We start from the raw sequence: 23527 nt of genomic DNA, 5'->3' as shown, positions 1-23527 counted from the left end.
TTCCGACCGCGGGTCGGAGTACACCGCTGCCTGTTACCAGGTCGAATGCCGCAAGCACGGCGTCGTGCAGTCGATGGGCCGGGTGGGATGCGCTCTCGACAACGCCGCGGCCGAGGCGTTCAACAGCACGCTCAAGGTCGAGTACGTGTATCGGCAGCGCTTCCGGACGCGGGCCGAGGCTCGCGTGAAGATCGCAACCTGGATCAACGACTTCTACAACACAAGGAGGAGGCACAGCGCCAACGACGGATTGCCGCCCATCGCATTCGAGCGTCAGATGGCCGAGAAGAGGCACACTTCAACGGCCCTGCTGAGGGCCGCTGTGGCATAGGACCGTCTCCACGTTTTCAGGGGATTGACAGCTGATCCCCTGTTTCGGAGAGGAATGGGGATGGCGGGGTTACCTGCTGCCCAGGCTCATGCCGTTGGGCATGTGGCCCACGTTGTTGATCAGCGGTGCGTTGTGGGCCTTCTGGCATGCGCCGCTGGTGCTCCGCGGGTTCAACTACGACGATGGCGGCATCGCCGGAATGGTCGCGATGACGGTGTCGTGCATGCTGGCGGGGATCGTGCTGGGCTGGCTGGATCTGAGCTCGGGCTCGGTGTGGCCGGCGGTCATCGCGCACAGCTCGAACAACACCTTCGCGGTGCTGATCACTTCGGGGCTGGGAGCGAACACCGCGGTCCAGGTGGATCCGCTGCTCAGTCAGATTCCCGTCTGGGTCACGACGGCGCTCCTTGTGGTGGTGCTGGCCGTACGGCGCTCTGGTGCCTTTCATGAACGGGACGGCGTACGACTGTCGAGGTAGCGCAGCACGGCCGCGACCCGGCGGTCCGTCTGGTCCGTCGGGTGGAGGTCGAACTTCAGGAAGATGTTGCGGATGTGCTTGTGAACCGCCTTGTCAGTGACGAAGAGGCGTTCGGCGATGGCGGTGTTGCCCAGCCCTTCGGCCATGAGCGCCAGCACCTCACGTTCACGTGGGCTGAGGGGCCGCATGACGTCGATGGCGCGCTGGTGGGTGAAGAGCTGGGCGACCACTTCCGGGTCGATCGCGGTGCCACCGGCGACCACCCGGTGTAGGGCGTCCAAGAACTCCTGGAGCCGCCCGACTCGCTCCTTGAGCAGATAGCCGATGCCGCCGACCCCGTCGGCGAGCAGGTCGGCGGCGAAGGACTGCTCGACGTAGGCGGACAGGACCAGCACCGCAAGCGGCGGATGCAGTCGACGTGCCTGTACGGCGGCGCGGATGCCTTCATCCGTGAAGGTCGGTGGCATGCGCACGTCGACCACGGCAATGTCCGGGCGATGCTCGGCCACCGCCGCCAGGAACTCCTCTGGCGTCGGTACGGCCGCGACCAGGTCGAAGCCCCGCGCGGTCAGCAGCAGAGTGAGCCCCTCGCGTAGTAGGGCGTCGTCCTCCGCGATCACGATGCGCACGGCAACTCGACCTCCAGTACGGTTGGCCCCCCGATGGGGCTGGTCAGGGTGATGGTCCCGTCGTGGGCCTCGACGCGTCGCCGTATCCCGGTGAGCCCCGAGCCTGCACTGACAGCGGCTCCACCGATGCCGTCATCCCGCACGTGGACCGACAGTAGGTCGCCGACCCGGTTCACGCTGACGGCGGCGGTGGTGGCGCGGCTGTGCCGGGCGGTGTTGGTGAGGGCCTCAGCGGCAATGAAGTAGGCCGTGGTCTCGACCGCGACGGGCAGATGACCCAGCTCAGTCACCGTGACCTCGCACGGCACGAGGCAGTCGGCCGCCAGCGAAGTCAGCGCCCCGGCCAGGCCGCGTTCCTCCAGCACCGGCGGCAAGATCCCGCGGATCACGGTGCGAAGCTCACCCAAGGCCTGTTCGGCGGCGCTCTGAGCGCGTTCGAGAGCCGCCTCTGCACTGGCGGGATCCCGTACCACCGCATCGCGGGCCACACCGAGGAGTACGGCCACGCCGATGATCCGGTTCTGCGTGCCATCGTGCAATGCGCGCTCGATACGGCGCAGTTCGGCAGCATGGGCTTGCAAGGCGCTGGCACGGGTCACGGTGAGCTGCGCGATGCGCTGGGACAGGTCAGCCGACGGGTGCGGCCGGAGCAGCCGCACCCCGGGAAGTGCTTGCAGGCGCGCCATCGCCGGGCCCAGACCGATCAGGATGGCAGCCCAGCTGATGCCCATCAGGCTGACGGCCAGAACCGCCGGCCATGTGCGTACCGGGAAGCCCAACGACGCCCCGGCCTCCTCGATCGGGAGCAGCCACCACCAGAGCGGAAAGCTCGCATCGCGGACGGCGATGATCGGCAGGACGACCCCCGCCAACCCCAGCAGGAGACCCAGGCTCGCGTGAGAGGCGAGCCAGCGTAGATCGCGCCAAGTCGCCGGATCACTCGCGGCCGCGCGCAGACGGGCAGCCCAGCCTGTCGGGCGCGTGTCAGCGTAGGGGCTGATCACCTGGTACTGCCATCGGTTGAGCCGCCCACGCTCGCGCTCGGCGACGAGCCGTACCAGCGACAGCATGAACGGCAGGAGCAGCAGGCCCACCCCCGCCAGGCTCGCCACAGCCACCACGGTCAGCCCGGCTGAGGTGAACAGCGCCAGCAGACTCGTTCCCAGGCCACCCGCGAGCCGTTCCACAGCCTCGAACACATCTCGCGGGCTTGTGCCGCGGCTGTCGCTGATGGCAACCCCTCTCCTCACCCGAACCCTATGTCAGCAAATATGGCGCAACGGGAGGAAGCGGCGGAAGGTAGAGCCTGCACCACCTGGACGCGGGCGCATGTGTCCTTTCGCAGCACAGCGGCCACTTCTAGCGTGAGGAACGCCCATCCACGAAAGGAACACCGCTGTGCCCGATCCCTACCGCGACCAGCCTGCCCCACGGCGACGCCCGCTCTCCTTCGGCCGCCTCGTGCTGCGTGCTGTTTTGTGGTGCCTCCTGGTGCTCGCCGCCGCCGCGAACATGGTGGCTTCGCTTTCCGGGATGTCGACGTTGGTACGGCTGGCGTTCGGCATGACGGGGGTGGCGTGCGTGATCCTGCTGGTCATCGACAACATCCGAGCCCGTCGCCACCGTTGAGATCCCGCCAACGAGCGGGCACGTGGGGATGACCGGCCTGGCAACGGCTCGCCACAGCACGGCCAGGAACGAAGAAGGTCTGGGGTTCGATTCCCCCAGGCGGCTCGCAGCTCAGAGGCCCCTTCCCGCGATCGGGAAGGGCCTCTCGACGTTCGTACAGCAGCGAGATACAGCACGGTTGCGTCTCGTCGGCCTGGGCGGCATCGCTCAGGGTGTCGGTGTTGTCACCGAGGATCGGAGCCAGCGAGGCCGCCTGCGCGGCGATGCCTTGCGTATGCGCCCACCGGCGAGGGAGGAGCTTCTCAAGACGCTGTCTGGCCAGATCGCGCGCCCAGTCAGCAACGCTGGCATGTGATCGTGTAAGACGGTGTTGCCGTATCCCACTGCTGTATACAGCATTCCCGCTGGCGGCCAGCCCCATCATCGGATGGCGAGTGGACCCATTCCGCGTGAGCGCCGGGCCCGAGGACCTGAAGCCACGCGGCTGTCAAAGGAATACCACTTAATTCCTGGTACTGATCGATTTGTCATGAATCGCCACAGCGGGCCCAGGGGCGGACCTATCCTGATCTTGGTAAGGCTTTCTTTCCGGCAGCCAGGAGAGATCACATGCTCGGCCGTTTCGCGTCCTGCCTGGTAAGCGCACTCGCGCTCACCACCACCACCTCGGCTGCCGTGCCCCCGCCCCAGCCGACCAGAGGCCCATTACCTGGTGTAACGGAACAGGCGGGAAATGGCCAGGTCGGAAAGGGGAAGGCTGCGGTCGTCGCCGACCTGAACGGCCGCCCTATCCAGCTCACGTCCTACGGCACTGTCAACGTCCAGGCCCAGGGAAACCCGTTCGCGTTGTGGGCATGGCAGCCGGACCGGCGGCGGTTCATCAAGACCGACTACGGGGAGGTAGCGGTCTCCCCCGACGGACGCTGGACGGTTGCGCGACTGGAGTCGCCAAGAGAGCCGGGCAAGGACCGTCTGCGGATCCTTGACCGGACCACCGGCAAGAGCCGGGATGTCGCGATTCAGCTCACCGAATACACTCCCGCCGACACCGAGAACGGCGGCACCCAGTATCCCCAGATGCGCTGGCCCAGGTGGTCGCCGGACGGCCAGAAGCTGCTGTTCACCGTCAGCTTGGCCCGCCAAGACGACCGCTCGGCAGGAGTCCTGATCCTCGATCTGCCTGACTTCACGCCCCGCTTCCTCAAGATCCACAAGGCGCTGGTCACCGTCGGCGGTTTCGAGTGGAACCACGACGGCACCCGCTTCCTGGTCAGGAACGGCAGGCTCGGCGGCACGACCGTCCGCCTGTACGACCTCCAGGGCAAGGCCACCAGGGAATACCAGGTGCGAGGCAGGCCGGGCGGTGACGGGCGCGGCGTCTTCTCGCCCTCCGGTAAGCAGTTCGTCACCGCCTGCCTGCCGCTGGAGAAGGCCGCCTGTGTGTGGGACGCGGTGACCGGCAAGGCCGTGACGAGAATTCCCATCGTCGCGGGCCCGCGGCCCACCACCCTCGGCTGGTACGACGAGAAGCACCTGCTCATCTCCACCGCGGCCGGCATCGGGATCGTCGACCTGAAGGGCCGGGTGACCGAGACTCTGCTCAAGCTCGGCAGGAAATCCCAGATCTACCCGCACTTCAGCGCTCTGAAATGATCAGTCGGGACGCGGAGATGGTCCCGCGTTCCGTCATCGGCGCGGGGCTCCGCGTCCCATCACGATCCGTCCATACGTCACACCGCGGGCGTGCGGCGCACGAACCGGCCCTTGCCGTGCCGGGACACGATCAGCCCCTCGCTCTCCAACTCAGCGAACACCTGCCGTACGTGCTGCGAGCCGCAGAGAACAGCCAGCGAAGCTCGGCCTCACTGGGAAGGGCGTCGCCCGGCCCGAGTTCGCCCCGCTTGATCCGGCCGCGCAAGCTCTTCACGATCTCCTGATAGCGATAGGAGACCTCAGCCGAGCGGTGGGCCGCACGATGCCTCGGCTAGTCCGTGGAGAGTTTCTGGGTGGGGTGGGTGCGTTGGAGGTTGGCGATCTGGCGGAATGCCTGCTTGAAGACGGCGTAGACCTCCTCGCCCAGGGTCTCCGCGTGTCTGCGCTCGATGGCCGCCACGATGGCGTCCGACTGGGCCATCTCGTCGAGCCCGAGCGGGGTGGGCACGACGAGCTTCGCCCGCCGGTCCTGCGGATCGGGCTCGCGGCGCACGTAGCCCAGTTCGACCAGTTCGTCGACCAGCGTGCCGATTACCTGCTTGTGTTGGCCTGACTGCTGGGAAAGATCCGTCGCGCGGCTGCCCTCCTCGTCGAGGTAGGCCAGCACTGCTCCGTGCCGAGGCTTGAGGTGGGGATGTCCCTGTCGGCTGAGGGTCGCGAACAGCTCCTTCTGCATGGCGAACAGCGTCTGGCCAGCCATGATGCCGAGGTCGGGGTCGATCTGCTTGCGTTCGCTGCGCCGCATCGGGGTCACCTGTCCATCACTCAATTAGTCACCATTCTTGATAGTCACTAATTCTTACTATACTCTCGATGTCACCTGCTCACGAGGAGGGGACGTGATGACCACCGTAGAACTAGCCCGGTTCCATGTGGTGCCCGAGCACGTGGAACGGCCGCTCGCCGCGCGACCGGCGATGCTCGCCGACTTCCGGGCCGGCCGTCCCAGCTTCCCGGGTGTCCGCCTGGTCCGCCCGCCCGGCGACCAATGGCTGGACATCGTGCACTGGCAGACCCCCGAGGACTTCTCGAGCTCACGGGCGGAGGGCGCGAACCTCCCCGGAATCAAGGCCTTCTTCGACGCCATCGACCACGTGGCGTCCGCCGAGGAAGGCACCACCATCGAAGACGAGGACGAACGATGACCATCTTGATCACCGGGGTGACCGGCAACGTCTCCGGCGCGCTCCTGCGTTCCCTGCCCACCACGGACGACGTCCGGGTACTCGTGCGTGACCCTGGCAAGGCGCGCGACATCACCGGGGCCGAGGTCGTCATCGGCGACCTCGACCAGCCCCGCACGCTCGGCCCGGCCTTCGAGGGGGTCGACACCCTGTGGCTGCTCACGGCGATGGGCCCGCAGGCGCCGCACGCCTCCATGAACGCCATCTGGGCCGCTCGCCGGGCGGGGGTGCGTCACATCGTGCGCATGTCTGCCGTCGGTGCGGGCCACGACGCCCCCACCCGCAACGGGCGTCTCCACGCTCTGTCGGATGCCGAGCTCATGGCCTCCGGCCTGGGCTGGACCATCATCAGGCCGCACTTCTTCATGCAGAACCTCTTCGGCTCGGTGAACGGCGACACGCTGTTTGGAAACGTGGGGGAGGGGCGGGTCGGCATGATCGATGTGCGGGACATCGCCGACTTCGCCGCGCGCGTGCTAACCGAGCCCGAGAGGCATGACGCCCAGGTCTACACTCTGACCGGCCCGGCCAGCATCTCGTTGAAGGAAGCCGCCGAGCAGTTCGAAACCGTGCTCGGCACGCCGATCCGCTATCACTCGCTGAGCGAGCGAGAGTCCTACCAGGCCATGCTCGGCGCCGGGTTGCCCGACTGGGTCGCCGCCGTCAACGCCGAGTACGGCACCGCCTACGCGGGCGGCTGGGGGGACTTCACGACGCCGGACTTCCCCGACGTCATGGGCCACTCTGCCCGGCCGTTCGCCGACTTCGCCCGCGACTTCGCCGACCGCATCCGCGGCGCCTGAGCACTGCCATGCGTGCCTCAGCCCCGCAACCGGCACGCGAACGACCCGTCCTGAGCAGGCCATCCGTCGAGAGCCGCCCGACGACCGTACGGCGATGACGCTCAAGGCGGCGATCGCGGGAATGTAGCTGAGATCCGGGAGCCGGATGAGTGGGCGGAACAGGGCCGCGCGTCCCTGACGAGGTGCCTGCCCTTTCCTTGTAAACAGAAGGTCTGGGGTTCGATTCCCCAAGGCGGCTCGGATGTGGAAGGCCCTGACCAGCGGGTTCGCGGTCAGGGGCCTTGCCGGGCGGTCAGGAATCCGCGTCCCACCAGCCGCGGCGTGCCGCGAGCAGGCCGGCCTGGAAGCGGGTGCGGGCGCCGAGCCGGTCCATCAGCTCGCTGACCCTCCGGTGCACGGTGCGCAGGCTCACCCCCAGCTGGCGCGCGACCGCCTCGTCCTTGAGCCCGGCCGCGAGCAACACGAACAGCTCGGGATCCGGCAGGTCCGCCGGGCGGGAGCGCGCGTCGAAGATCGGCAGCGGCAACGCCGACCGCCACAAGACCTCGAACAGGGTGACCAGCGCGTCGAGCAGCGACGAAGAGTGCACGATGACCGCGCTGTCCGCGTGGGCGGACGCGTCGGCGCTCAGCGGCAGGATGGCGGTCCTCCGGTCGGCGATGGCCAGCTTCATGGGCACATCGGGGCTGACCCTGGCCTGCTCTCCGGCCGCTGCCGACTCCTGGGCGAGGCGCAGCTTGCCGGGGATCTCCAGGGCCGAGGCGTCGTAGATGCCGCGCACCAGGAGGCCGTGCGCGAGACGTTCCATCTCGGGGACGTTCTGCTGGGAGGGGTCCTGCGCGTACGGCGGCCGGTCGAGCACCAGGAGCTCCTCGGTCGCGGTCTGCTGCAACTGCGTGAACCGCTGCACCACGGCCGCCTGCCCCTGCACGACCTCGACCAGTTCCTCGGGGGCCAGGTTCTCCGTTCGCGGTGTCTCGGCCAGCAGCGCGAGCGCGGCGAGCCTGGCCTGGGCCAGCCCCTCCTCGCGGCGGGAGATGAGGGCGGCCACCGCCACGTCGGGCCTGGTCGGCACGTACCGGACCGGGCGCCCCGCCATGCGGCTGACCAGACCGAGTGACTCGAGCCGCGAGCACGCCCGGCGCAGGGCCACCGTGGTGCGGCCGGTGTGCGCGGCCAGCTCAGGCAGCGTGGCGCGCGGCCGGCGCAGCAGGTCGCGGTAGATCTGCTCGTCCTCGGCATCCACCCCGACCGCCGCGAGCGCGTTGTCGTCCGCGTTCATGATCGATCAGTGTGTCAGATGCCTGCAATGGCGTAAATCTGCCGCTATCAGACCTAGCTTGAGCATCGAACTCACCGATAGGAACGGACTCGTAAGACGTACCTGTCGGGGAGGCAGTGTTGAAGAAGGCATTCACCATCGGACTCGCGACCGCGCTGACGGTCCTGTCGGCCGCCACACCCGCCCTAGCGAGGGACAAGCCCTCCGGCGACGGCTTCGACGGCTTCGGTTGGAGCCAGCCGACCTGCCAGACGGTCGGCAGTGATGGTTCTGTGACGTATGCGTGGAACGACGGCAAGAAGATCGCGCCCACCAGCAAGCCGGTGCGGCCGATCGTCTACACCACGGGTCTTGTCGCGCTCGACAGTCCGAACCAGTTGCTGGCCATGTCCAACAAGCAGTTGTTGGCCTCGAACGACGCGGGCTGCACCTGGAGGGTGACCGGCGAGGTGAGCGGCTCGCAAATCGAGTTGGTCGCGGCCCGGGGCGGCCGGGCCTACGCCTGGGACCGCGACGGCAACCTCGCGCTCACCACACCCGAGGGCGTCACGCCGCTCACCGCGCCGGCCGGCGACCTGATCGGGCTCGGCGTGGACCGGAGTAACGGCGACCGCCTGCGGGTGTCCGACCTCGAAGGCCAGCTGTACGAGTCGCAGGACGGGGGGCGCACGTGGCAGCCCGTCGGGGTGCCGGCCTGGTCGCCGAGCAATACCCGCATGTCCTACACCGCGGTGTTCGACTCGCACGACCTGGACCACGTGGTGCTGGGCGCCTCGGACACCGGTGCCCGCGTCACCTTCGACGGCGGCCGCACCTGGGCCTCAGCCGAAGGGATGACCAAGCCCGGCGACAAGGTCAACGTGTTCAGTGCCGCGATCTCCCCGGCCGCCGGGAACGTCGTCTGGGCGATGGGGCTCAACTTGGCGGAGCTGGATGCCGGCGTGCCGTCCGGAGGCCGGCACATCTACCGCTCGGACGACGGAGGCAGGAACTTCACCCCCGTCGTGGACCAGGACCGGGCGGTCACGATTCCCAACGGGCCGCTGCTCGCCCCGCACCCGAAGGACTCGGACGTCCTCTACTTCGACTTCGGGACCGGATGGTCGTCGATCGGCACCGACATCTACAAGTACGAATCCCGTAAGAACCGCGTCACCATCAACCACAACTCCTACGACCGGGTCACCTCCATCGCCTTCAACCCCGCGCAGCCGAATGTGATGTACCTGGGGGTGGCCGAAGAGGTGTAGCGCCCGCACCCGCTCAGACGCCGGGCCTGAAACCGCGAAAAAGGTCCTCCCCATCTCGTCGCGGAGATGGGGAGGACCCGGCGTTGCCGTGCTAGACGGTTACAGACGGTGCGGTTGTCAGGCGAAGGTGGCGAGCCACTTCTGCACGCCGGCGATCTCGACGCGCTGGTAGCCGCCGAGGTAACGGCAGTTGTCCGTGTAGCCGTAGCTGGTCACGGTGACGACGTAGCCGTTGAGGAACCCGGGGCCGCCCGAGTCGCCGAAGCAGGTGCCGCCGGTGCCGTGCGTGTCGTTGGGGTTGCCGTTGGCCTGGAGGATCTGGTCCGTGAGCTTCTGCCCCTGAGATTCGGCGAAGCGGCGCAGCATCGGGTAGCTCATCGGCTGCGGCTTCTGGGGGCCGCCGTCCGGCTTGCGCACCTCGGTGCCGTACCCGACGAACGTGAAGATCGTCTTGTTGAGCAGCGGCTGCTTGAACTGGTCGAGGTAACGGGCGGGAGCGACCTTGGCGGGCGTGATTCCCGAGACCGGCTTGTCGAGGACGATCACGCCCACGTCGTTCCAGTTGTTCTTGTCCGTGAAGTCCGAGTACTCGGGGTGGGTGTAGGCCGTGCCGGAGAGGTAGCCGGCATTGGCGAGCTCCTTGGCCGTGTACCCCTTGCTCGGGTCCGCCGCCGTCGGGAACGGCGCGGGCGGCTGCTCGGCGATGACCGAGGTGAAGGTCACGAGCGTCTTGCCGAGAGTGCCCTGGGTGCAGTGGGCCGCGGTGAGCACCAGAGTCGGCGAGATGAGGGTGGCCGAACAGCGGAACCTGCCGTCCGGCTGGTAGAAGAGGATCAGGCCGACGTTGGGGTGCTTGTTGCCGTCGGGTTCACCGCCGGTGACGGCAGACGCCGGCACCGCCAGGGACAGCATGGCGACGAGGGCGACGACGGCAGCCAGTACGGCGTGTCGAATAGTTCGCATTGGGGGGAGAGTCCTTTCTGTTCTGGATTTTGTTCCATGACTCTCTATGCGATGTCAAGCATGTGTTCGGGAACCGGCTACGAAAAAGGGTGCGACTTGACGTGCATCATTACTGTTGCCTTTCCTCCGGAGGTGCGACCGGCGTCAGTGTGCCGGGGAACAGGCGGGCGGTGCCGGCCAGGGCGTCCCGGCCTCGTCCCGCCGGCGTACAGCGATGGGCGCGACACCGGCCACCGCAAGCTTTGCTCGGTCGAGGCGTCGTTGATCATGTCACTTCCGGGCGGTCGCCCTGGGGGGTAGAGCTTGTGCGCCGGCCAGACGAAGATCGTGACAATGGGCCGCCGACATGTGTCCATTAACGAATGGTGAAGATTCGTGGCAGGGGTGGACACGGCCTGTCCGAGGTAGATCATCCGAAGAGTGGCATACATCTCCCTCAACAACGACGCCCCTGGCATCCTCGGCCTCATGATCTACCGGCCTGAGACGGCCGGTCCCCTCAACGAGCTCACCGAACTGCTGCTCGCCGGCGACAACACGCTGTCGCGTGGAGACCGCGAGCTCATCGCCGCGTACGTGTCGCGACTCAACAAATGCGACTTCTGCGGCACGATCCACGGCGTAATGGCGGCGAGGCAGCTTCCTGGCGGCGCTTCACAGGTCGAGCAGGCCTGCACCAATCCGCATGCCGCGGACGTGACGCCAAAGATGCGGGCTTTGCTGGATATCGCGGCGCTCGTGCAGCAAAGCGGCCGAGCCGTAACCCAGGAGGCGGTTGACGCGGCGCGGGCCGCGGGTGCCACCGACCCGGAGATCCACGACACGGTGTTGATCGCCGCCACGTTCTGCATGTTCAACAGGTACGTCGACGGTCTGGGCACATTCGCGCCCCCGGCACGAGCCGACTACGAACCGATGGCCGATACGCTCCTTTCGCTCGGATACTCGAAGAGCATCGAGGCTATGCAGGGCTGACCGGCTCCTTCGCCCGCAACCGGCCTCATCGGGGCTGCCCTTGGCAGCGGCCCCGATGAGGTGCAGATCGCGACCTGGAAACGCCGGCCGCCTGTTCGTCCGGACGAATGCCGCTCTCCACTTCGATCAGGGCAAGGCGTATCGCCGACATCGGGTCCGCTGTCAGCGCATCGGGTCCGCTTTGAGTGAACCCGTCTGGGTGTTCGGTGTTCACGGTGCTTGGGTGTCGGGATGGAGATCTTGATTCTGGGCGGTACAGCGTGGGTGGGCCGCGAGCTGTCACGGCAGGCGATCGAGCGCGGTCATCGGGTGACGTGCCTTGCTCGCGGTGAAAGCGGAGCGGTCGCGGAGGGGGCGACGCTGGTGGCCGCCGACCGGCGCGATCCTTCGGCGTACGAACCACTGCTCGACCGCGAATGGGATGCGGTCATTGAGGTGTCATGGCAGCCGGGCTTCGTTCGTGGGGCGCTCGACGCGCTGGGTGGCAGGGCCAGGCACTGGGCCTATGTCTCATCCGTCAGTGCCTACGCCTCCCACGCCATGCCGGACGCGGACGAGTCCACGGCCCTGCTCGCTCCGGCCGATCAAAGCGAGGTCGACCGCGCGCTGTACGGCGAGGCGAAGGTCGCCTGCGAGCAGGCGTCGGCGGCCGCGGTGGGCGACCGCCTTCTCATCGCACGCGCCGGCCTCATCGGTGGTCCGGGTGATCACAGCGGACGCTCCGGCTATTGGGTGGCCCGTGCCGCACGCGATCCGCAAGGGCCGATGCTGGTACCCGACGCGTCGGCGACGCCGACACAGGCAATCGACGCGAGGGACCTCGCGGCCTGGCTGCTCGACGCCGCGGAGACGGGAGTCGTCGGCACATACGACGCTGTCGGTCCGGTCGTTCCGTTCGCAGAGTGGATCGAGCTGTCCCGCGCTATCGGCGGGCACACTGGTCCGGTGGTCACCGCCGACTCGGCGTGGCTGCTCGCGAACGGCGTGGCCGAGTACATGGGGGCCGAGTCGCTGCCGATGTGGCTGGTCGAGCCGGGCTGGGAAGGATTCTCAGCCCGGAGCGGGGCTGCGGCTCGCGCCGCGGGGCTCCGTCATCGGCCCCGGGCGGAAATGCTGACCGACACGCTGCTGTGGGAACGTGAGCAGGGTCTGGACCGGGCAAGACGCTCCGGCCTCAGCGGCCAGCGCGAGCGCGAGTTGCTCGACGCTCTCGACTGACGGCTTGTGACCTCGTACGAGGGCTGAGCCTGACCTTGTGGCGCTGTGATGGGGGCGAAGGCGAACCGACTTGGGAGCCACCAAGCCGCACGACCTCGGACTGAGCTGGACTCATGCGAACGGGCGGATCGTTCGCGACCTGCACGGCGAACTGGTCTGAACGTTCCTGGATGTCGTTTGGGGACCTTGTAAACAGAAGGTCTGGGGCTCGATTCCCCAAGGCGGCTCGCAGTTCAAAAGCCCCTTGCGATCGCAGGGGGTCTTTTGGATCTCCGTGCAGCAGCGATGCACAGCAACGTCGTCTATCGCTCGCTTTCACCGTCGAGGCTCCGGCTCAGGCGGTCGAGGGCCTTGCGCGTGGCCGGTGGCCCCAGCCGGCAATGCTTATGGCGAGTTCGGCGAGTCGGCTCGGTTCGCCGATCACGTTGATCTCAGTGATCTTGTCGTTCTCGATGTGGATGGTCAGCGCGATGCGGAGCCGGCCGTGGGGTGCGACGACGAGGCCGGGCTCTCCGTCGATCAGCGCCGGCCGGGCGAACCGTGTCGCGGTCCGGCCGTAACGCACCGTTCCTTCCGCGACTGCCTGCGCGCTGCGGACTTCGGAAGGTTCGGCGGCCGGGATCACCCAGGAATCTGCGCGCCGGACAACGTCGGGGTCGAGCAGCGCCAGCAGAGCCTGGAGGTCGCCCTCGCGGACGGCCGCCAGGAAGGCCTCGACAATCTCCCACCGCCGGGTCAGGTCCGCGTGGTTGATGGTCCCGCCGCGCACCCGGGTCCGTGCTCTGCTTGCGAGCTTCTTGGCGGCGCCCGGGCTGCGCCCGACAATGCCGGCGATCTCGGCGAATGGCACGTCGAACATGTCGTGCAGCACGAACGCGATCCGCTCAGCCGGTGTGAGGCGATCCAGCACGACCAGCAGCGCCAGCCCCACCGCGTCCGCGGTGAGTGCCTCCTGTTCAGGGTCGACACGGCGGCTTGGGTCCGGGATCGCCGAGACGGGTGCCGAGTCCAGCGGTTGTTCCTTGCGCGCGGCCCGGGTGCGCAGCATGTCCAGGCAGACGCGGGCGGCCACCGTCGTCAACCAGCCGGCCAGGTTCTCCACGTCCCCGGTTCGGGCGCGGCTGAGCCGTAGCCAGGTTTCCTGAATGGCATCGTCGGCCTCGGCAAGCGAACCGAGCATTCGGAAGGCCACGCCGCGCAGCCGCCCGCGATGTGCTTCGAAGCACTCGGCCAGCCGGTCCGGATCCTCCAACGTGGTCACCTCTCAGCCCGCAGAACCGTCATATCGATGACGGGCGAACCGTGCAACTGGTGACTCGGTGCTGGGTCGTGGCTGCGCTGGGCCCCTGGCCAAAGGAAGGACGGAGGAAAGTGCGATGTTCACCGGGTATGTGGCCGTGGCGGTTGTCGCCGCCGCGTTGAACGTTTGGGCGGCCTCGTTGGACTTCCGCCGGGTGGAGAGCGCGGTGGCCGACGCGGCCAAGGTCGAAGTCCCGCCGTCGTGGTTGCTGCCGCTTGGAGCCCTGAAGTTCGCCGGCGCCATCGGCTTGATCGTCGGCATCGCCGTGCCGCTCGTCGGCGTAGCCGCCGCGATCGGGCTGGTGCTGTTCTTCGTCTGCGCGATCTTCGCTCACCTACGCGTCAGCTGGTACTCGACCATTCCGTTCCCGATCGCGTTTCTTCTGGTCGCCGTCGTCGCCCTGGTCCTGCGCCTCGCCTCGGCCGACAATCTCTGGGATCTCAGCCCGCACGTGTGAACCCGGAAACCGGTCTACTGGTGACCTTGCGGCGTGCTGCCGTGCGCATCGCGACGTCGAACGCGTCGCGTGGCAGAGGGTGGTGACGAGTCTGACTGCGCCTGCGGCCTCTACCTCAATGACCCATATTCTGGCTCTGACCCCGACGAATCAGCGCCCAGGATCACTGAGCGTGCAGCTTAAGCCCGAATGCCGGATCTCGCCCGGCGCCGGCGTTCGACGAGGCGGCCCCACACCGATGCGGCGGCGATGGAGGCGACGAGCAACACGCCGCTCCCGACAATGTCGAGCACGTAATGGTTTCCCGTAACGAGCACGTCTGCCACCATGCCGAGCGGGAACACCCACGACAACAGCGCCAATCGCGGGTGAGAGGCCCGGAGGGCGGACCACACGGCATACGCGCACCACGCCGACCACCCCACGTGCAGACTGGGCATGGCCGAGTAGACATTCTGGCCGCTCCCGGTCCCCGGTGAGGGATGGCTCCCCAGGATGTCGTATTGAGCGATGATGTCGACGACACCCGGCAGGGCGAGCCGTGGGGGCGACATGGGCAGCGCCCAGAAGACCGGCAGAACGAGGACGATTATCGCGAGAAGGGTCCGGCGGACCTTGATGTAGATATCGGCGTTCCGGATGAAGACCCATAGCAGCACACCGACAAGCACGACGTAGTACAAGCGGTAGTAGTACACCGCCGGCTGGATCAGGGCCGGATGTTCGGTGAGCCACTCGTTCGCCAGCTGCTCGATGTCCAGGTGGAGGGCGCGTTCCACGGACTGCAGGGCAAGAGCGTTGGCGGTGGCAGACGCGGCGTCCTTGCCGGCGAGGCCGTGAAAGTACGTGAAGAACAGAAACCCGAGCAGCAGGACAATCACTTCAACGAGCACGGCGGGGCGCCCATGCACGTCTCCGACAAGCGTGCCCGATCGGACACGCTCGATCAGGCGCGAAAATCGGCCGGTGGTAACTTCGCGCCGCGAGTCTCCGCGATCCGGCGGCGGGCTCATGCGGTCACCATAGCTGGCCATGATTTAGTAGTGGGCATTCAATTCGCCAGGCCTTGGAGTCCGGTTCAACGTAACATTTCGATGTCGAGCGTCATTTGTGGATCGGCGTAATTGTGGAGAGCGGCCCGAAGTCGCTCGCGGCCCGGACCGGTCCCGCAAAGTCACCCGATCGTCTTCGATGCTCTGGCAGAAATGCTGTCGTCAACGCCCGCCGAATCGTGTTCCGCGCCACGTAGAAATCCGCCGACGTGATCGCCTCTGGCGGCAACGTCGCCGCTGGGGCGTACTGGCCCGAGGTGATGCGGTGGCGAAGCCGATCTCACCCTGTTCCCCTCGTGCCGACCCTCCCGCGTGGCCTGCTCGATCCGGTCGGCCGCCGGCACGCCACCCGCTTGTCGCCTGGCATGGCTCCAGCTCGTCGCGCGATTCCGCGGAGAAATGTGACCGCGGTCGCCGCATCGTCAGTGTTTTGCGGTGGCTGGTGATGTTCGTGAGCTTCGCGACATCTACCAGGTAGATGCGCAGATCGCAGCGGAACGCGAGGAAAGGACGGAGTGTGAGTGATGAGGCCAGCTTCACCAGCATGTTCCAAGAGCACTACGAGGCGGTTCTCCGGTACGCGTGGCGGCGAGTCGGTCCTGCCGATGCCGCGGACGTAGCCGCCGAGACGTTCAAGGTCGCATGGGAGAAGTACGACAGGGTCCCGCAGGATCAGCCGCTGCCTTGGCTGTATACGACCGCCCGCAATCTCACGTTGAACCTGATCAGACGGGACAACCGACGGGACGCCATCGCCGATTCGCTGAGCGAGGACTTGACGCGCCATGGCGCTGAAGAAGACCACGCTGCCACCCTCGCCGCTCGTCAAGCGGCGCTCGCCGCGCTGAACAGCTTGAGCGACGCCGATCGGGAGTTGGTGCTGTTGATGTCTTGGGAAGGACTCGACCTCCGTCAGGCCGCAGCGGTCGTGGGCTGTTCCAGGGCGACGGCCGCGATGCGCCTGCACCGCGTACGCAGACGACTACGGCACCTGCTTGTGGAGGAGTCACAGCCCATCACCGACCGGCAGCCGTCCTTGGGGAGGAGCGTCATATGACCAACGATCTCAAGCAGCTCAAGAGCTTGCTCCAGGCGCATGATCCAGCGAGTCACGTACGCGCGGATCCGGTAGCGATGTCTGCGGCTCTGGACGACATCATCGGCAACACCACTCGGACCCCTCAGATGGCAAAGCGGCGCTGGCTCCGCAGACACCTGCTCACGCTGATTCCCGTCACCGCCGTACTGGTGGCAGCGACGGTCGTGCTGCCGATCATCATGCAACCCAGTGATGGAGGCCCTCTCGTCTTGGGACCGGCCAAAGCTCTGGCGTTCGCCAGGAACGGCGACTACATCGATGTCCGGATCGTGGATCCTGACGCCGACCCCCGGCGCTACCGCGAGGATTTCGCTGCGCACGGGCTGAACGTCGACCTACAGATAAAGCCCTCATCGCCAAGCCTCGTTGGCACGATGCTTTCCGTATCTTCTCCTGGAAAGGTGACAATCCTCCACCAGGATGGACGCGAAATAAAGGATCAGTACATCAGCGACTGGATCAAAATTATTGGGGGGACCGACTGCGGAAACATGTGGTGCCAGGCCGGGGTGAGCATTCCCCTCAACCTGCGCGGCCCTGTCGTGATCATCTTTGGTCGAGCCGCCCGGCCCGGCGAACGGTACGAAGTCGCGGGCGATCCGACCGCTCGCGGTGAGGCTCTAGAGGGAGTAGATCTGGCGAATCAGACGGTTGCCGAGGTCAAGCGCATACTGCGGCAGCGACACGTCACAATCGAGTCGTACTATGAGGCGCCTCCCGAGCCCTCCTCTCGTGATCTGCACGGCTGGAATTACAACGAGCATGTTCTCCAACCGGTAAGCGTCCCCGACACGCGGTACGTGCATGAGGCGTTCGGCGGCCACTACAAGAACTCGGTAAGCCTCGTCGTCGCACCCTGGCCCACGTCCCGTCCGCGGTGAGCGCCCCGACACTGACGGACTGCAGATCAGCGTGGTCGCGTGGGGGGTAGGTCTGGGGTTCGATTCCCCTAAAGCGACTCGGATGCTGAATGCCCCTGACCAGCGGGTTCGCGGTCAGGGGCCTTGTCTTTGTTCGGACAAATCTGGGATTTCGCTGGCGGGAGGCCAGGCTTGTTGTCGCCTGTCGAGCTGTTCGAGCGAGCCCCCGAGGTGGTGTTACCGGTCGTCGATCCGGGTGAGCTTGTCGGGGTTGGTGACGGAGTAGATTCCCCGCACGTGGTGGCTGTCGGGAGTCAGGTCCAGTACCAGGACGGCGATCGGGGAGCCGCAGTTGAAGAGCACCGCTGAAGGATCGCCGTTGACTCGCCGATAGCGGATGTCGAGGTCGCGCGCGTTGGCGGCGACGGTCAGCAGGGTTCGGGCGACGGCGTCGCGGCCGTGGATGGGGTGCAGGCTGGTGGCCGGGCCCTTCCCGCCACCGTCGGTCCACAGCGTCACATCTGGCGCGAGGACCTGGAGGAGGGCTTTCAGGTCGCCGCCGAGCGCGGCGGACAGGAACCGTTCGGTCACCTCGCGGCGCAGGCGGGGGTCGGCGTGGTAGCGGGGGCGTCGGGCGTGGACGTGTTCGCGGGCGCGGTGCGCTAGCTGGCGCACCGCGGCGGGGCTGCGGCCGAGGACGTCGGCGATTTCGGTGTGGGCGTAGCCGAACACCTCGTGCAGCACGAAGACGGCGCGCTCGGCCGGGGTGAGGGTCTCCAGCACAACGAGCAGCGCCATCGAGGCGGAGTCGGCCCTAACCGCCGTGTCGGCGGCGTCGGCGGCGCCGCCGGTGTCCGCCAGCGGGGTGACGACCGGCTCGGGTAGCCATTGCCCGACATAGGTCTCCTGCCGCCGGTCGATCTCCGCTCGTCTGGCCAGGGCCTGGTTCACCGCGACCCGAACCAGGTAGGCGCGGGGGTTGTCGACGTGCTCGGCGTTCCTCGCCCGGGTCCGGGTGGCCCAGGACAGCCAGGTTTCCTGCAATACGTCCTCGGTGTCGGCGACGCTGCCGAGCATGTTGTAGACGACCGAGAACAGCAGCTCCCGATGGCCGACAAAGATCTGTGTGGCGTGGTCGGCCGCCGCAACGTCGGCTGCCTGCCCCTTGGTCATGGTGGAGGCCTCCTTTCCAGGCTCGCATGATGAGAGGTGCGCCGACTCCGCGAATGTGACACAGGCGAGGGCCAATGTGATCCACATCTCAGGTGCGGCTTGTCGTGTCACACTCGCGGGCCCGTCCCGCCTCTTGGATCACGTAACCACCGAGGCGGCCCGCCTCGGCAATCTACGCAGACCAGGAGGATCGATGCGTACCCTGATCCGTGATGTGCGGGTGTTCGACGGTGAGCGGACCGTCCCGAGGGCCGACGTCCTCATAGACGGGGACCGGATCGCCGAGCCCGACGGCCACCCCGCCGACGTCGAGGTCGACGGATCCGGCAAGACCCTGCTTCCCGGCCTGATCGACGCGCACACCCACACCTTCGACGGCAGCCTCGCCCAGGCGCTGACCCACGGCGTCACCACCGAGTTGGACATGTTCTGCCTGCCCGGCAACCTGGCCCGCCAGCGTGAGTTGGCCGCCGGCAACGACGAGGTGGCGGACCTGCGCAGCGCCGGGATGCTCGCCACCGCCCCGGGTGGGCACCCCAGTCAGCTGATGGCCGGGTTCGACGCCTCGACGGTGGAAGCGTTCGGTGATGCCGTCGGCGGGTTCGACACCGTCGCGGACCCCGGGCAGGCCAGGCGGTTCGTCGAGGCGCGGCGGACCGAGGGGATCGACTACCTGAAGATCGTGGTCGACGACGGTGCGGTGCACGGTGCCCGGCTGCCGGCGCTGACGCGGCAGATCGTGGCCGCGCTGGTCGAGGCCGCCCACGCCACCGGGCTGACGACCATCGGCCACGCGATCACCGCACGGGAGGCCACGATCGCGCTGGACGCCGGCATCGACGGCCTGGCCCACGTGTACGCCGATACCGGGCCCGATGACCCGGCCGGGCACGAACTCGCCGCCCGGATCGCCGCACAGGGCGTGTTCGTGGTCACCACGTTGGCGTACTTCGAGGCGATCACCGGGCAGGCGGAGGCGGCGGACCACGCGCTGCCCGGCTGCGCCGACAACGCCGTCCACGCTGCCCGGACCCTGCACCGGGCCGGCGCATCGCTGCTGGCCGGTACCGATGCCAACCCGTTCGCCCCGGTACACGGTGCCGCCATGCACCGCGAAATCGCCCTGCTCACCGAAGCGGGGCTCAGTAACGCGGAGGCGCTCGCCGCGGCCACCAGCGTGCCCGCCCGCCACTTCGGGCTGGCCGACCGCGGTCGCGTCGCCCCCGGACTACGCGCCGACCTCCTGCTCGTCGACGGCGACCCGACCCGCGACATCACCGCCACCGCTGCGATCGCCGAGGTGTGGCGCCGGGGCGTCCGCCAACCCCGCTAGATAAGGAGTCGGGCGCGGTGGTGGTGTGAATCACGTGATCTCACGTGGAGTCACGGTGTGATGCATTCGAGGATGGCTGAAGCCGTACCTGTTGTGCGAATGTGCGGTGGCACTAATCTCTCGATCATGGCGCGTTGGGTAATTGCGGTTCTTGCGGCCGCCTGTATCGGGTGGGGCGCTTTTTTGGTCGCTCCTCTCGCTCTCCTGGCATTGACCTATGGATGCACCGCCGACGATGACCGGCTCGCCGCCTCTTTGGCGACGCTCAGCATTCTCGACGCTCATCCGGCGGGCGCGACACCACAGGAGGGACGCAGTAGCTACTGCGAGAGCGATGACCGGATAACGACCGTCCAACAGGCCTACCGATTTTCTGCTCCGCAAGCTGACGTGTTGTCCTTCTATCGAGAGGTCGCGATAAAGGATGGGTGGACACCCCCTCCGAATGATGACGGTGAAGGGCTGATCTGCTTCACCAAATCGGTCGGAGGGAGGGAGGTCGAGCTCTCGCTGGGGTTCTCGGACGCGATGAGGAAGGAGCGCGGCGATGGCTACGAGGTGTACGTGGAGTCTTCCCTGGATGGCGGAGGCTGGTGTTGACACCCGCGTGGTTTGAACGGTTCGGGCCCTCGTTCGAGGCGAATGGTGGCCGGTCTCGAACCGCGGAAGCGGCCGGCAACAATCGGGCGGCTTCTGGCATCTCATGAACCATGAGATTTCGTACAGCTCTGGCGGCATTGCTCCTGACCGGCACAACACTGATCGGATCGCCGGCGGCGGCTGCCGCGCCGGTCACGATCGCGTACGCGCAGCGAACGCAGGCCTGGCAACTGGTGCTGACCAACGGAGATGTGGTGGAGGTGCCGGAGGCGCTCGCCAAGGTGCCCAAGGATGCGGTCAACGCCGGCGTGCGGGCGCCGTTCCTGGTCAGCGGGGATGGGAAGCATTTCCTCTATTTCCGGAAGTCGGATGGCCTGTTCGTCGAGCGGACGCTGAACGGCAAGGAAAGGGTGGTGCCACGGCGGCTCACGGCGTACACGATCTACGAGGAGTGGCCGATGGTGTCGGACGACGGCAGTTACGTGGTCACGTCGACCTCGGCGCCGGGGGTGGGGATCTTCGCGGACCTGCGGACGGGCAAGGTGCTGCCGCCTCCCGGACACACGGACGCGTGGAGCTTCCTGGGGTTCAGCTCTGACGGCAAGCGGCTGCTGCTGGCAGAGGACGAGCGATTGACGGTGTTCAGCGTCGCAGGAATGAGGTGAGCTCGGCGCCGAATTGCCGGCCTTTCCGGGGAGAACTGTGCCGGACAGCACGCACATATGTGGAAAGGCTGTTGGCCGACGCCCGCGGTCGCCTCATGACGACCCGCGGCGGCGTACGGACTCCTCCGCCCCAGGGCGAACCAGGTTCCTGTGAGGTCTTCGACGCCGAGCTCGGAACTGACTATTAGGCCGCACGCTAAATCGTTTGGCCGCCGAGCCTGAGTGGCGTGGAATCGCCGCGTGACACATACGGTTCGTGCCGCTACGAAGAAGACAGCGATCGTGACCGGGGCGGCTCGCGGCATCGGCGCCGCTGTGGCCCGGAGGCTGGCGAGGGACGGCCTGGCGGTGGCGGTCATCGACCTGAACGAGGCGGACTGCGCCGACACCGTCGAGGCCATCGCCCGCGAAGGCGGTACGGCTCTCGCGATCGGGGCCGATGTCGCCGACGAAGGCCTGGTCGGGGAGGCCGTCGCGCGGGTCACCGCCGAGTTGGGGCCGCCGACGGTGCTGGTCAACAACGCCGGCGTCGGCCCGCGTGCCGACCTCGTGGAGATGGCGACCGAGCAGTGGGACATGGTCTTGGGGGTCAACCTGCGCGGCCCGTTCTTCCTCACCCGCGCCGTCGTCCCCCACATGATCGACGCGGGGTGGGGGCGCGTCGTCACCATGTCGAGCATCTCCGCGGTCGGAGACGCGGCCCGGGTGGACTACGCCAGCGCGAAGGCGGGGCTGATCGGCTTCACCAAGTCGCTCGCGCTCCAGCTTGGACGGCACGGTGTCACAGCCAACGCCATCGCGCCGGGCTTCATCGTGAGCGACATGACCCGTGCCTCGGCCCGGCGGCTCGGCCTGGAGTTCGAGGAGTTCCAGCGCAGGGCGGCGGAATCCATTCCGGTGGGCCGGGTCGGCCGGCCCGAGGACGTCGCGCACACCGCTTCCTACCTGGTCAGTCCGGCGGCGGGCTTCGTCTCGGGGCAGGTCCTCTACGTCGCCGGCGGACCGGTGGACTGAGGCGGCCCGCCCGGGCGAGCAGGTTATATAAGCACTGTTATATTAGCGCTATGACATCTCCGGACCCCGCGGCGTCGCCCGAGTCGCCGGGACGCCGTTCTTCACGTGACCGGATCCTCGCCCACCTCGACGGAGACACCGCCTCCGCGGCCGCGCTGGAGCCACGTCCATGACCTGGCGTGAACGGCTCATGGACGTCCGTCCGCTCCGCTCCAGCCGGCCGTTCCGCGAGTTGTGGCTCGGGTCGTCGCTCGGCTCGCTCGGTCACCAGATCGCGACCGTGGCCGTGCTGGCGCAGGTCTGGGAGCTGACGCACAGCCCGCTCTGGACGGGCGCCATCGGCCTCGCGTCCGGCGTGCCGCTGATGCTCCTCGGACTGGTCGGCGGATCGCTGGCCGACGCCCTCGACCGCAGGGCGCTCGTCCGGGTCACCACCGCGGGCCAGCTTGTGATGGGCGCCGGGCTCGTCGCACAGGCAGCGGCCGGCAACCGGTCCGTCCTGCTGCTGCTCGCCCTGATCGCCGCGGAGTCGGGCTGCTCGGCGCTCGGAGCCCCCGCACGGCGTACCTTCCCCGTCCGGCTGCTCCCCGCCGACCAGGTCGCCGCCGGACTCGCCCTGCAGAATGTCGTCTTCCAGGCGTCCATGCTCGTCGGGCCCGCGCTCGGCGGCGTGCTGCTGGCCCAGTGGGGGTATTCCGTCGCGTACACGGTCCAGGCGCTCGCCGAGGCCGCGTCGCTGATCGCCGTGATCCGGCTGCCCGCGATGCCCGCGATGCCCGCCCTGAAGGGTGACGACCTGCCCGCGAGCGATGGGAGGGGCGGACGCCGCCGTCCGGCGCAAGGCGGCTGGCGGATCATCCTGCGGCGCCCCACCCTGTGGGGAAGCTTCGCGACCGATCTCGCCGCGACCCTGCTGGCGATGCCGATCGCGCTCTTTCCGCTGATCAACGAGGCCCGCTTCGACGGTAACCCGCGCACGCTCGGGCTCTTCCTCTCCTCGATCGCCGTCGGCGGGCTCGGCGCCGGTCTGTTCTCCGGGACCGTCACCCGGCTACGGCGAAGCGGCGTCGTCCAGCTCGCGGCCGCCGCGGTCTGGGGGCTCGCCCTCGCCGCTTTCGGCCTGGCCGGGCCGCTGTGGCTCGCCCTCGGTTGCCTCGCGATTTCCGGTGCCGCCGACACCGTCTCCGTGGTCACCCGAGGCGCGCTGGTCCAGTTGGAGACCCCCGACCGGTACCGCGGGCGGGTCGCCTCGGTCGAGCACGTCATCGGCTCGGCCGGCCCGCAGGTCGGCAACTTCCGTGGTGGCCTGCTCGCCTCCGTCACCTCCGCGCCCGTGGCACTCCTGGTGGGCGGCCTGACCGCCACGCTGGCCGTCGTCGCGGTGGCGCTGGTCAACCGCCCGCTGCGCGACTACCGCACCCCGTCCGAGCTGGAGGAGCCGCCCTCCGCGACCCTGGACCAGGCGATGGCCGCCACCGCCGACCCCGGGTGAGCCTCAGGACGGACCCGAGGCCCACGA

At 67.7% G+C, this 23527-nt stretch carries 27 protein-coding genes and 1 pseudogene; 18 read left to right on the top strand and 10 right to left on the bottom strand.

What is annotated here, in order from left to right; genetic code table 11:
- On the top strand, nucleotides 1–331 hold a 331-nt coding region (locus AWQ71_RS10270), incomplete at its 5' end, for an integrase core domain-containing protein (RefSeq protein WP_067130272.1).
- 88 nt (nucleotides 332–419) lie between these two features.
- The gene (locus AWQ71_RS10265) at nucleotides 420–809 is read left to right on the top strand and encodes a CPBP family intramembrane glutamic endopeptidase (protein WP_067130269.1); all 390 of its coding nucleotides are present in this window, start codon (nucleotides 420–422) and stop codon (nucleotides 807–809) included.
- Here AWQ71_RS10265 and AWQ71_RS10260 read toward each other — a convergent pair.
- Together AWQ71_RS10260 and AWQ71_RS10255 are read right to left on the bottom strand one after the other, a co-directional pair.
- Nucleotides 776–1438 carry a response regulator gene (locus tag AWQ71_RS10260; protein WP_067130266.1) on the bottom strand — a complete coding sequence of 221 codons (663 nt, stop codon included), beginning with the start codon at nucleotides 1436–1438 and terminating at the stop codon, nucleotides 776–778. The two genes, AWQ71_RS10265 and AWQ71_RS10260, sit on opposite strands and share 34 nt — an antisense overlap.
- Nucleotides 1426–2625, bottom strand: coding sequence for a sensor histidine kinase (locus AWQ71_RS10255; RefSeq protein WP_245658202.1), 1200 nt, complete (start codon nucleotides 2623–2625; stop codon nucleotides 1426–1428). The genes AWQ71_RS10260 and AWQ71_RS10255 overlap by 13 nt, the downstream gene beginning before the upstream one ends.
- A gap of 211 nt (nucleotides 2626–2836) precedes the next feature.
- On the opposite strand from AWQ71_RS10255, the gene AWQ71_RS10250 reads away from it, so the two are divergent.
- On the top strand, nucleotides 2837–3067 hold the full coding sequence (locus AWQ71_RS10250) for a hypothetical protein (protein WP_157570266.1): 231 nt from the start codon (nucleotides 2837–2839) through the stop codon (nucleotides 3065–3067).
- Nucleotides 3068–3676: 609 nt separating this feature from the next.
- Nucleotides 3677–4720 carry a TolB family protein gene (locus tag AWQ71_RS10240; protein ID WP_084258742.1) on the top strand — a complete coding sequence of 348 codons (1044 nt, stop codon included), beginning with the start codon at nucleotides 3677–3679 and terminating at the stop codon, nucleotides 4718–4720.
- A 130-nt stretch (nucleotides 4721–4850) separates the two neighbouring features.
- On the opposite strand, the gene AWQ71_RS44605 is transcribed toward AWQ71_RS10240, so the two are convergent.
- Nucleotides 4851–4994, bottom strand: coding sequence for a GntR family transcriptional regulator (locus AWQ71_RS44605; RefSeq protein WP_169806536.1), 144 nt, complete (start codon nucleotides 4992–4994; stop codon nucleotides 4851–4853).
- A gap of 57 nt (nucleotides 4995–5051) precedes the next feature.
- A complete protein-coding gene (locus AWQ71_RS10235) occupies nucleotides 5052–5549 on the bottom strand; it encodes a MarR family winged helix-turn-helix transcriptional regulator (RefSeq protein ID WP_245658201.1) in 498 nt (165 codons plus the stop codon).
- A 73-nt stretch (nucleotides 5550–5622) separates the two neighbouring features.
- Here AWQ71_RS10235 and AWQ71_RS10230 point away from each other — a divergent pair, with 73 nt between their 5' ends.
- Together AWQ71_RS10230 and AWQ71_RS10225 are read left to right on the top strand one after the other, a co-directional pair.
- On the top strand, nucleotides 5623–5925 hold the full coding sequence (locus tag AWQ71_RS10230) for a hypothetical protein (protein WP_067130252.1): 303 nt from the start codon (nucleotides 5623–5625) through the stop codon (nucleotides 5923–5925).
- Nucleotides 5922–6767 carry an SDR family oxidoreductase gene (locus AWQ71_RS10225; protein ID WP_067130249.1) on the top strand — a complete coding sequence of 282 codons (846 nt, stop codon included), beginning with the start codon at nucleotides 5922–5924 and terminating at the stop codon, nucleotides 6765–6767. The genes AWQ71_RS10230 and AWQ71_RS10225 overlap by 4 nt, the downstream gene beginning before the upstream one ends.
- A gap of 292 nt (nucleotides 6768–7059) precedes the next feature.
- On the opposite strand, the gene AWQ71_RS10220 is transcribed toward AWQ71_RS10225, so the two are convergent.
- Entirely contained in the window at nucleotides 7060–8049 is a 990-nt protein-coding gene (locus AWQ71_RS10220) for a helix-turn-helix transcriptional regulator (RefSeq protein WP_067130246.1), read from the bottom strand.
- Nucleotides 8050–8168: 119 nt separating this feature from the next.
- Here AWQ71_RS10220 and AWQ71_RS10215 point away from each other — a divergent pair, with 119 nt between their 5' ends.
- Nucleotides 8169–9299: a WD40/YVTN/BNR-like repeat-containing protein gene (locus AWQ71_RS10215; protein WP_067130244.1), complete on the top strand. Its 1131-nt coding sequence runs from the start codon at nucleotides 8169–8171 to the stop codon at nucleotides 9297–9299.
- Nucleotides 9300–9416: 117 nt separating this feature from the next.
- On the opposite strand, the gene AWQ71_RS10210 is transcribed toward AWQ71_RS10215, so the two are convergent.
- Nucleotides 9417–10262: a trypsin-like serine protease gene (locus AWQ71_RS10210; protein WP_174550695.1), complete on the bottom strand. Its 846-nt coding sequence runs from the start codon at nucleotides 10260–10262 to the stop codon at nucleotides 9417–9419.
- 420 nt (nucleotides 10263–10682) lie between these two features.
- Between AWQ71_RS10210 and AWQ71_RS10205 the strand changes: the two genes are divergently transcribed.
- Together AWQ71_RS10205 and AWQ71_RS10200 are read left to right on the top strand one after the other, a co-directional pair.
- Nucleotides 10683–11237 carry a carboxymuconolactone decarboxylase family protein gene (locus tag AWQ71_RS10205; protein WP_067130241.1) on the top strand — a complete coding sequence of 185 codons (555 nt, stop codon included), beginning with the start codon at nucleotides 10683–10685 and terminating at the stop codon, nucleotides 11235–11237.
- A 231-nt stretch (nucleotides 11238–11468) separates the two neighbouring features.
- The gene (locus AWQ71_RS10200; RefSeq protein WP_067130478.1) at nucleotides 11469–12455 is read left to right on the top strand and encodes an NAD-dependent epimerase/dehydratase family protein; all 987 of its coding nucleotides are present in this window, start codon (nucleotides 11469–11471) and stop codon (nucleotides 12453–12455) included.
- Nucleotides 12456–12789: 334 nt separating this feature from the next.
- Here AWQ71_RS10200 and AWQ71_RS10195 read toward each other — a convergent pair whose 3' ends face one another.
- Nucleotides 12790–13707, bottom strand: coding sequence for a sigma-70 family RNA polymerase sigma factor (locus AWQ71_RS10195; RefSeq protein ID WP_067130475.1), 918 nt, complete (start codon nucleotides 13705–13707; stop codon nucleotides 12790–12792).
- A gap of 145 nt (nucleotides 13708–13852) precedes the next feature.
- On the opposite strand from AWQ71_RS10195, the gene AWQ71_RS10190 reads away from it, so the two are divergent.
- A complete protein-coding gene (locus tag AWQ71_RS10190; RefSeq protein ID WP_218001715.1) occupies nucleotides 13853–14212 on the top strand; it encodes a DoxX family protein in 360 nt (119 codons plus the stop codon).
- Nucleotides 14213–14391: 179 nt separating this feature from the next.
- Here AWQ71_RS10190 and AWQ71_RS10185 read toward each other — a convergent pair whose 3' ends face one another.
- Nucleotides 14392–15225 (bottom strand): phosphatase PAP2 family protein, encoded by an 834-nt coding sequence (locus AWQ71_RS10185; RefSeq protein WP_084258755.1) that lies wholly within the window; start codon nucleotides 15223–15225, stop codon nucleotides 14392–14394.
- A gap of 91 nt (nucleotides 15226–15316) precedes the next feature.
- Nucleotides 15317–15532 (bottom strand): annotated as a pseudogene (locus AWQ71_RS40035) (hypothetical protein); the annotation flags it as partial.
- A 249-nt stretch (nucleotides 15533–15781) separates the two neighbouring features.
- Here AWQ71_RS40035 and AWQ71_RS10180 point away from each other — a divergent pair.
- Together AWQ71_RS10180 and AWQ71_RS10175 are read left to right on the top strand one after the other, a co-directional pair.
- Nucleotides 15782–16321, top strand: a complete 540-nt coding sequence (locus AWQ71_RS10180) for an RNA polymerase sigma factor (RefSeq protein ID WP_169806535.1) — start codon at nucleotides 15782–15784, stop codon at nucleotides 16319–16321.
- Complete coding sequence (locus AWQ71_RS10175; protein ID WP_067130229.1) at nucleotides 16318–17244, top strand: hypothetical protein; 927 nt, start codon at nucleotides 16318–16320, stop codon at nucleotides 17242–17244. The genes AWQ71_RS10180 and AWQ71_RS10175 overlap by 4 nt, the downstream gene beginning before the upstream one ends.
- A gap of 216 nt (nucleotides 17245–17460) precedes the next feature.
- Here AWQ71_RS10175 and sigJ read toward each other — a convergent pair whose 3' ends face one another.
- Nucleotides 17461–18396, bottom strand: a complete 936-nt coding sequence (gene sigJ / locus AWQ71_RS10170) for an RNA polymerase sigma factor SigJ (RefSeq protein WP_067130227.1) — start codon at nucleotides 18394–18396, stop codon at nucleotides 17461–17463.
- A gap of 193 nt (nucleotides 18397–18589) precedes the next feature.
- On the opposite strand from sigJ, the gene AWQ71_RS10165 reads away from it, so the two are divergent.
- From AWQ71_RS10165 to AWQ71_RS10145, 6 genes are all read left to right on the top strand, one after another.
- Nucleotides 18590–19729: an amidohydrolase family protein gene (locus AWQ71_RS10165; RefSeq protein ID WP_067130224.1), complete on the top strand. Its 1140-nt coding sequence runs from the start codon at nucleotides 18590–18592 to the stop codon at nucleotides 19727–19729.
- 126 nt (nucleotides 19730–19855) lie between these two features.
- A complete protein-coding gene (locus AWQ71_RS10160) occupies nucleotides 19856–20329 on the top strand; it encodes a hypothetical protein (protein WP_157570265.1) in 474 nt (157 codons plus the stop codon).
- A 137-nt stretch (nucleotides 20330–20466) separates the two neighbouring features.
- Nucleotides 20467–20994 carry a hypothetical protein gene (locus tag AWQ71_RS10155; RefSeq protein WP_067130218.1) on the top strand — a complete coding sequence of 176 codons (528 nt, stop codon included), beginning with the start codon at nucleotides 20467–20469 and terminating at the stop codon, nucleotides 20992–20994.
- Nucleotides 20995–21234: 240 nt separating this feature from the next.
- The gene (locus AWQ71_RS10150) at nucleotides 21235–22008 is read left to right on the top strand and encodes an SDR family NAD(P)-dependent oxidoreductase (protein ID WP_067130215.1); all 774 of its coding nucleotides are present in this window, start codon (nucleotides 21235–21237) and stop codon (nucleotides 22006–22008) included.
- Nucleotides 22009–22058: 50 nt separating this feature from the next.
- Nucleotides 22059–22181, top strand: a complete 123-nt coding sequence (locus AWQ71_RS44335; protein WP_281195884.1) for a hypothetical protein — start codon at nucleotides 22059–22061, stop codon at nucleotides 22179–22181.
- Nucleotides 22178–23500, top strand: a complete 1323-nt coding sequence (locus AWQ71_RS10145; RefSeq protein WP_067130212.1) for an MFS transporter — start codon at nucleotides 22178–22180, stop codon at nucleotides 23498–23500. The genes AWQ71_RS44335 and AWQ71_RS10145 overlap by 4 nt, the downstream gene beginning before the upstream one ends.
- The last annotated feature ends 27 nt before the right edge of the window (nucleotides 23501–23527 follow it).

It is taken from the genome of Microtetraspora malaysiensis (assembly GCF_001528665.1).
GTDB classification, from domain to species: Bacteria; Actinomycetota; Actinomycetes; order Streptosporangiales; family Streptosporangiaceae; genus Microtetraspora_A; species Microtetraspora_A malaysiensis.
This window is presented reverse-complemented; position numbering and strand designations above follow the sequence as displayed.

Coding starts and splice junctions, on each gene's coding strand:
- AWQ71_RS10265 (WP_067130269.1), top strand. CDS start 420: ATGCCGTTGGGCATGTGGCCCACGTTGTTGATCAGCGGTGCGTTGTGG.
- AWQ71_RS10240 (WP_084258742.1), top strand. CDS start 3,677: ATGCTCGGCCGTTTCGCGTCCTGCCTGGTAAGCGCACTCGCGCTCACC.
- AWQ71_RS10230 (WP_067130252.1), top strand. CDS start 5,623: ATGACCACCGTAGAACTAGCCCGGTTCCATGTGGTGCCCGAGCACGTG.
- AWQ71_RS10225 (WP_067130249.1), top strand. CDS start 5,922: ATGACCATCTTGATCACCGGGGTGACCGGCAACGTCTCCGGCGCGCTC.
- AWQ71_RS10220 (WP_067130246.1), bottom strand. CDS start 8,049: ATGAACGCGGACGACAACGCGCTCGCGGCGGTCGGGGTGGATGCCGAG.
- AWQ71_RS10210 (WP_174550695.1), bottom strand. CDS start 10,262: ATGCGAACTATTCGACACGCCGTACTGGCTGCCGTCGTCGCCCTCGTC.
- AWQ71_RS10200 (WP_067130478.1), top strand. CDS start 11,469: ATGGAGATCTTGATTCTGGGCGGTACAGCGTGGGTGGGCCGCGAGCTG.
- AWQ71_RS10185 (WP_084258755.1), bottom strand. CDS start 15,225: ATGAGCCCGCCGCCGGATCGCGGAGACTCGCGGCGCGAAGTTACCACC.
- AWQ71_RS10175 (WP_067130229.1), top strand. CDS start 16,318: ATGACCAACGATCTCAAGCAGCTCAAGAGCTTGCTCCAGGCGCATGAT.
- sigJ (WP_067130227.1), bottom strand. CDS start 18,396: ATGACCAAGGGGCAGGCAGCCGACGTTGCGGCGGCCGACCACGCCACA.
- AWQ71_RS10165 (WP_067130224.1), top strand. CDS start 18,590: ATGCGTACCCTGATCCGTGATGTGCGGGTGTTCGACGGTGAGCGGACC.
- AWQ71_RS10160 (WP_157570265.1), top strand. CDS start 19,856: ATGGCGCGTTGGGTAATTGCGGTTCTTGCGGCCGCCTGTATCGGGTGG.
- AWQ71_RS44335 (WP_281195884.1), top strand. CDS start 22,059: ATGACATCTCCGGACCCCGCGGCGTCGCCCGAGTCGCCGGGACGCCGT.
- AWQ71_RS10145 (WP_067130212.1), top strand. CDS start 22,178: ATGACCTGGCGTGAACGGCTCATGGACGTCCGTCCGCTCCGCTCCAGC.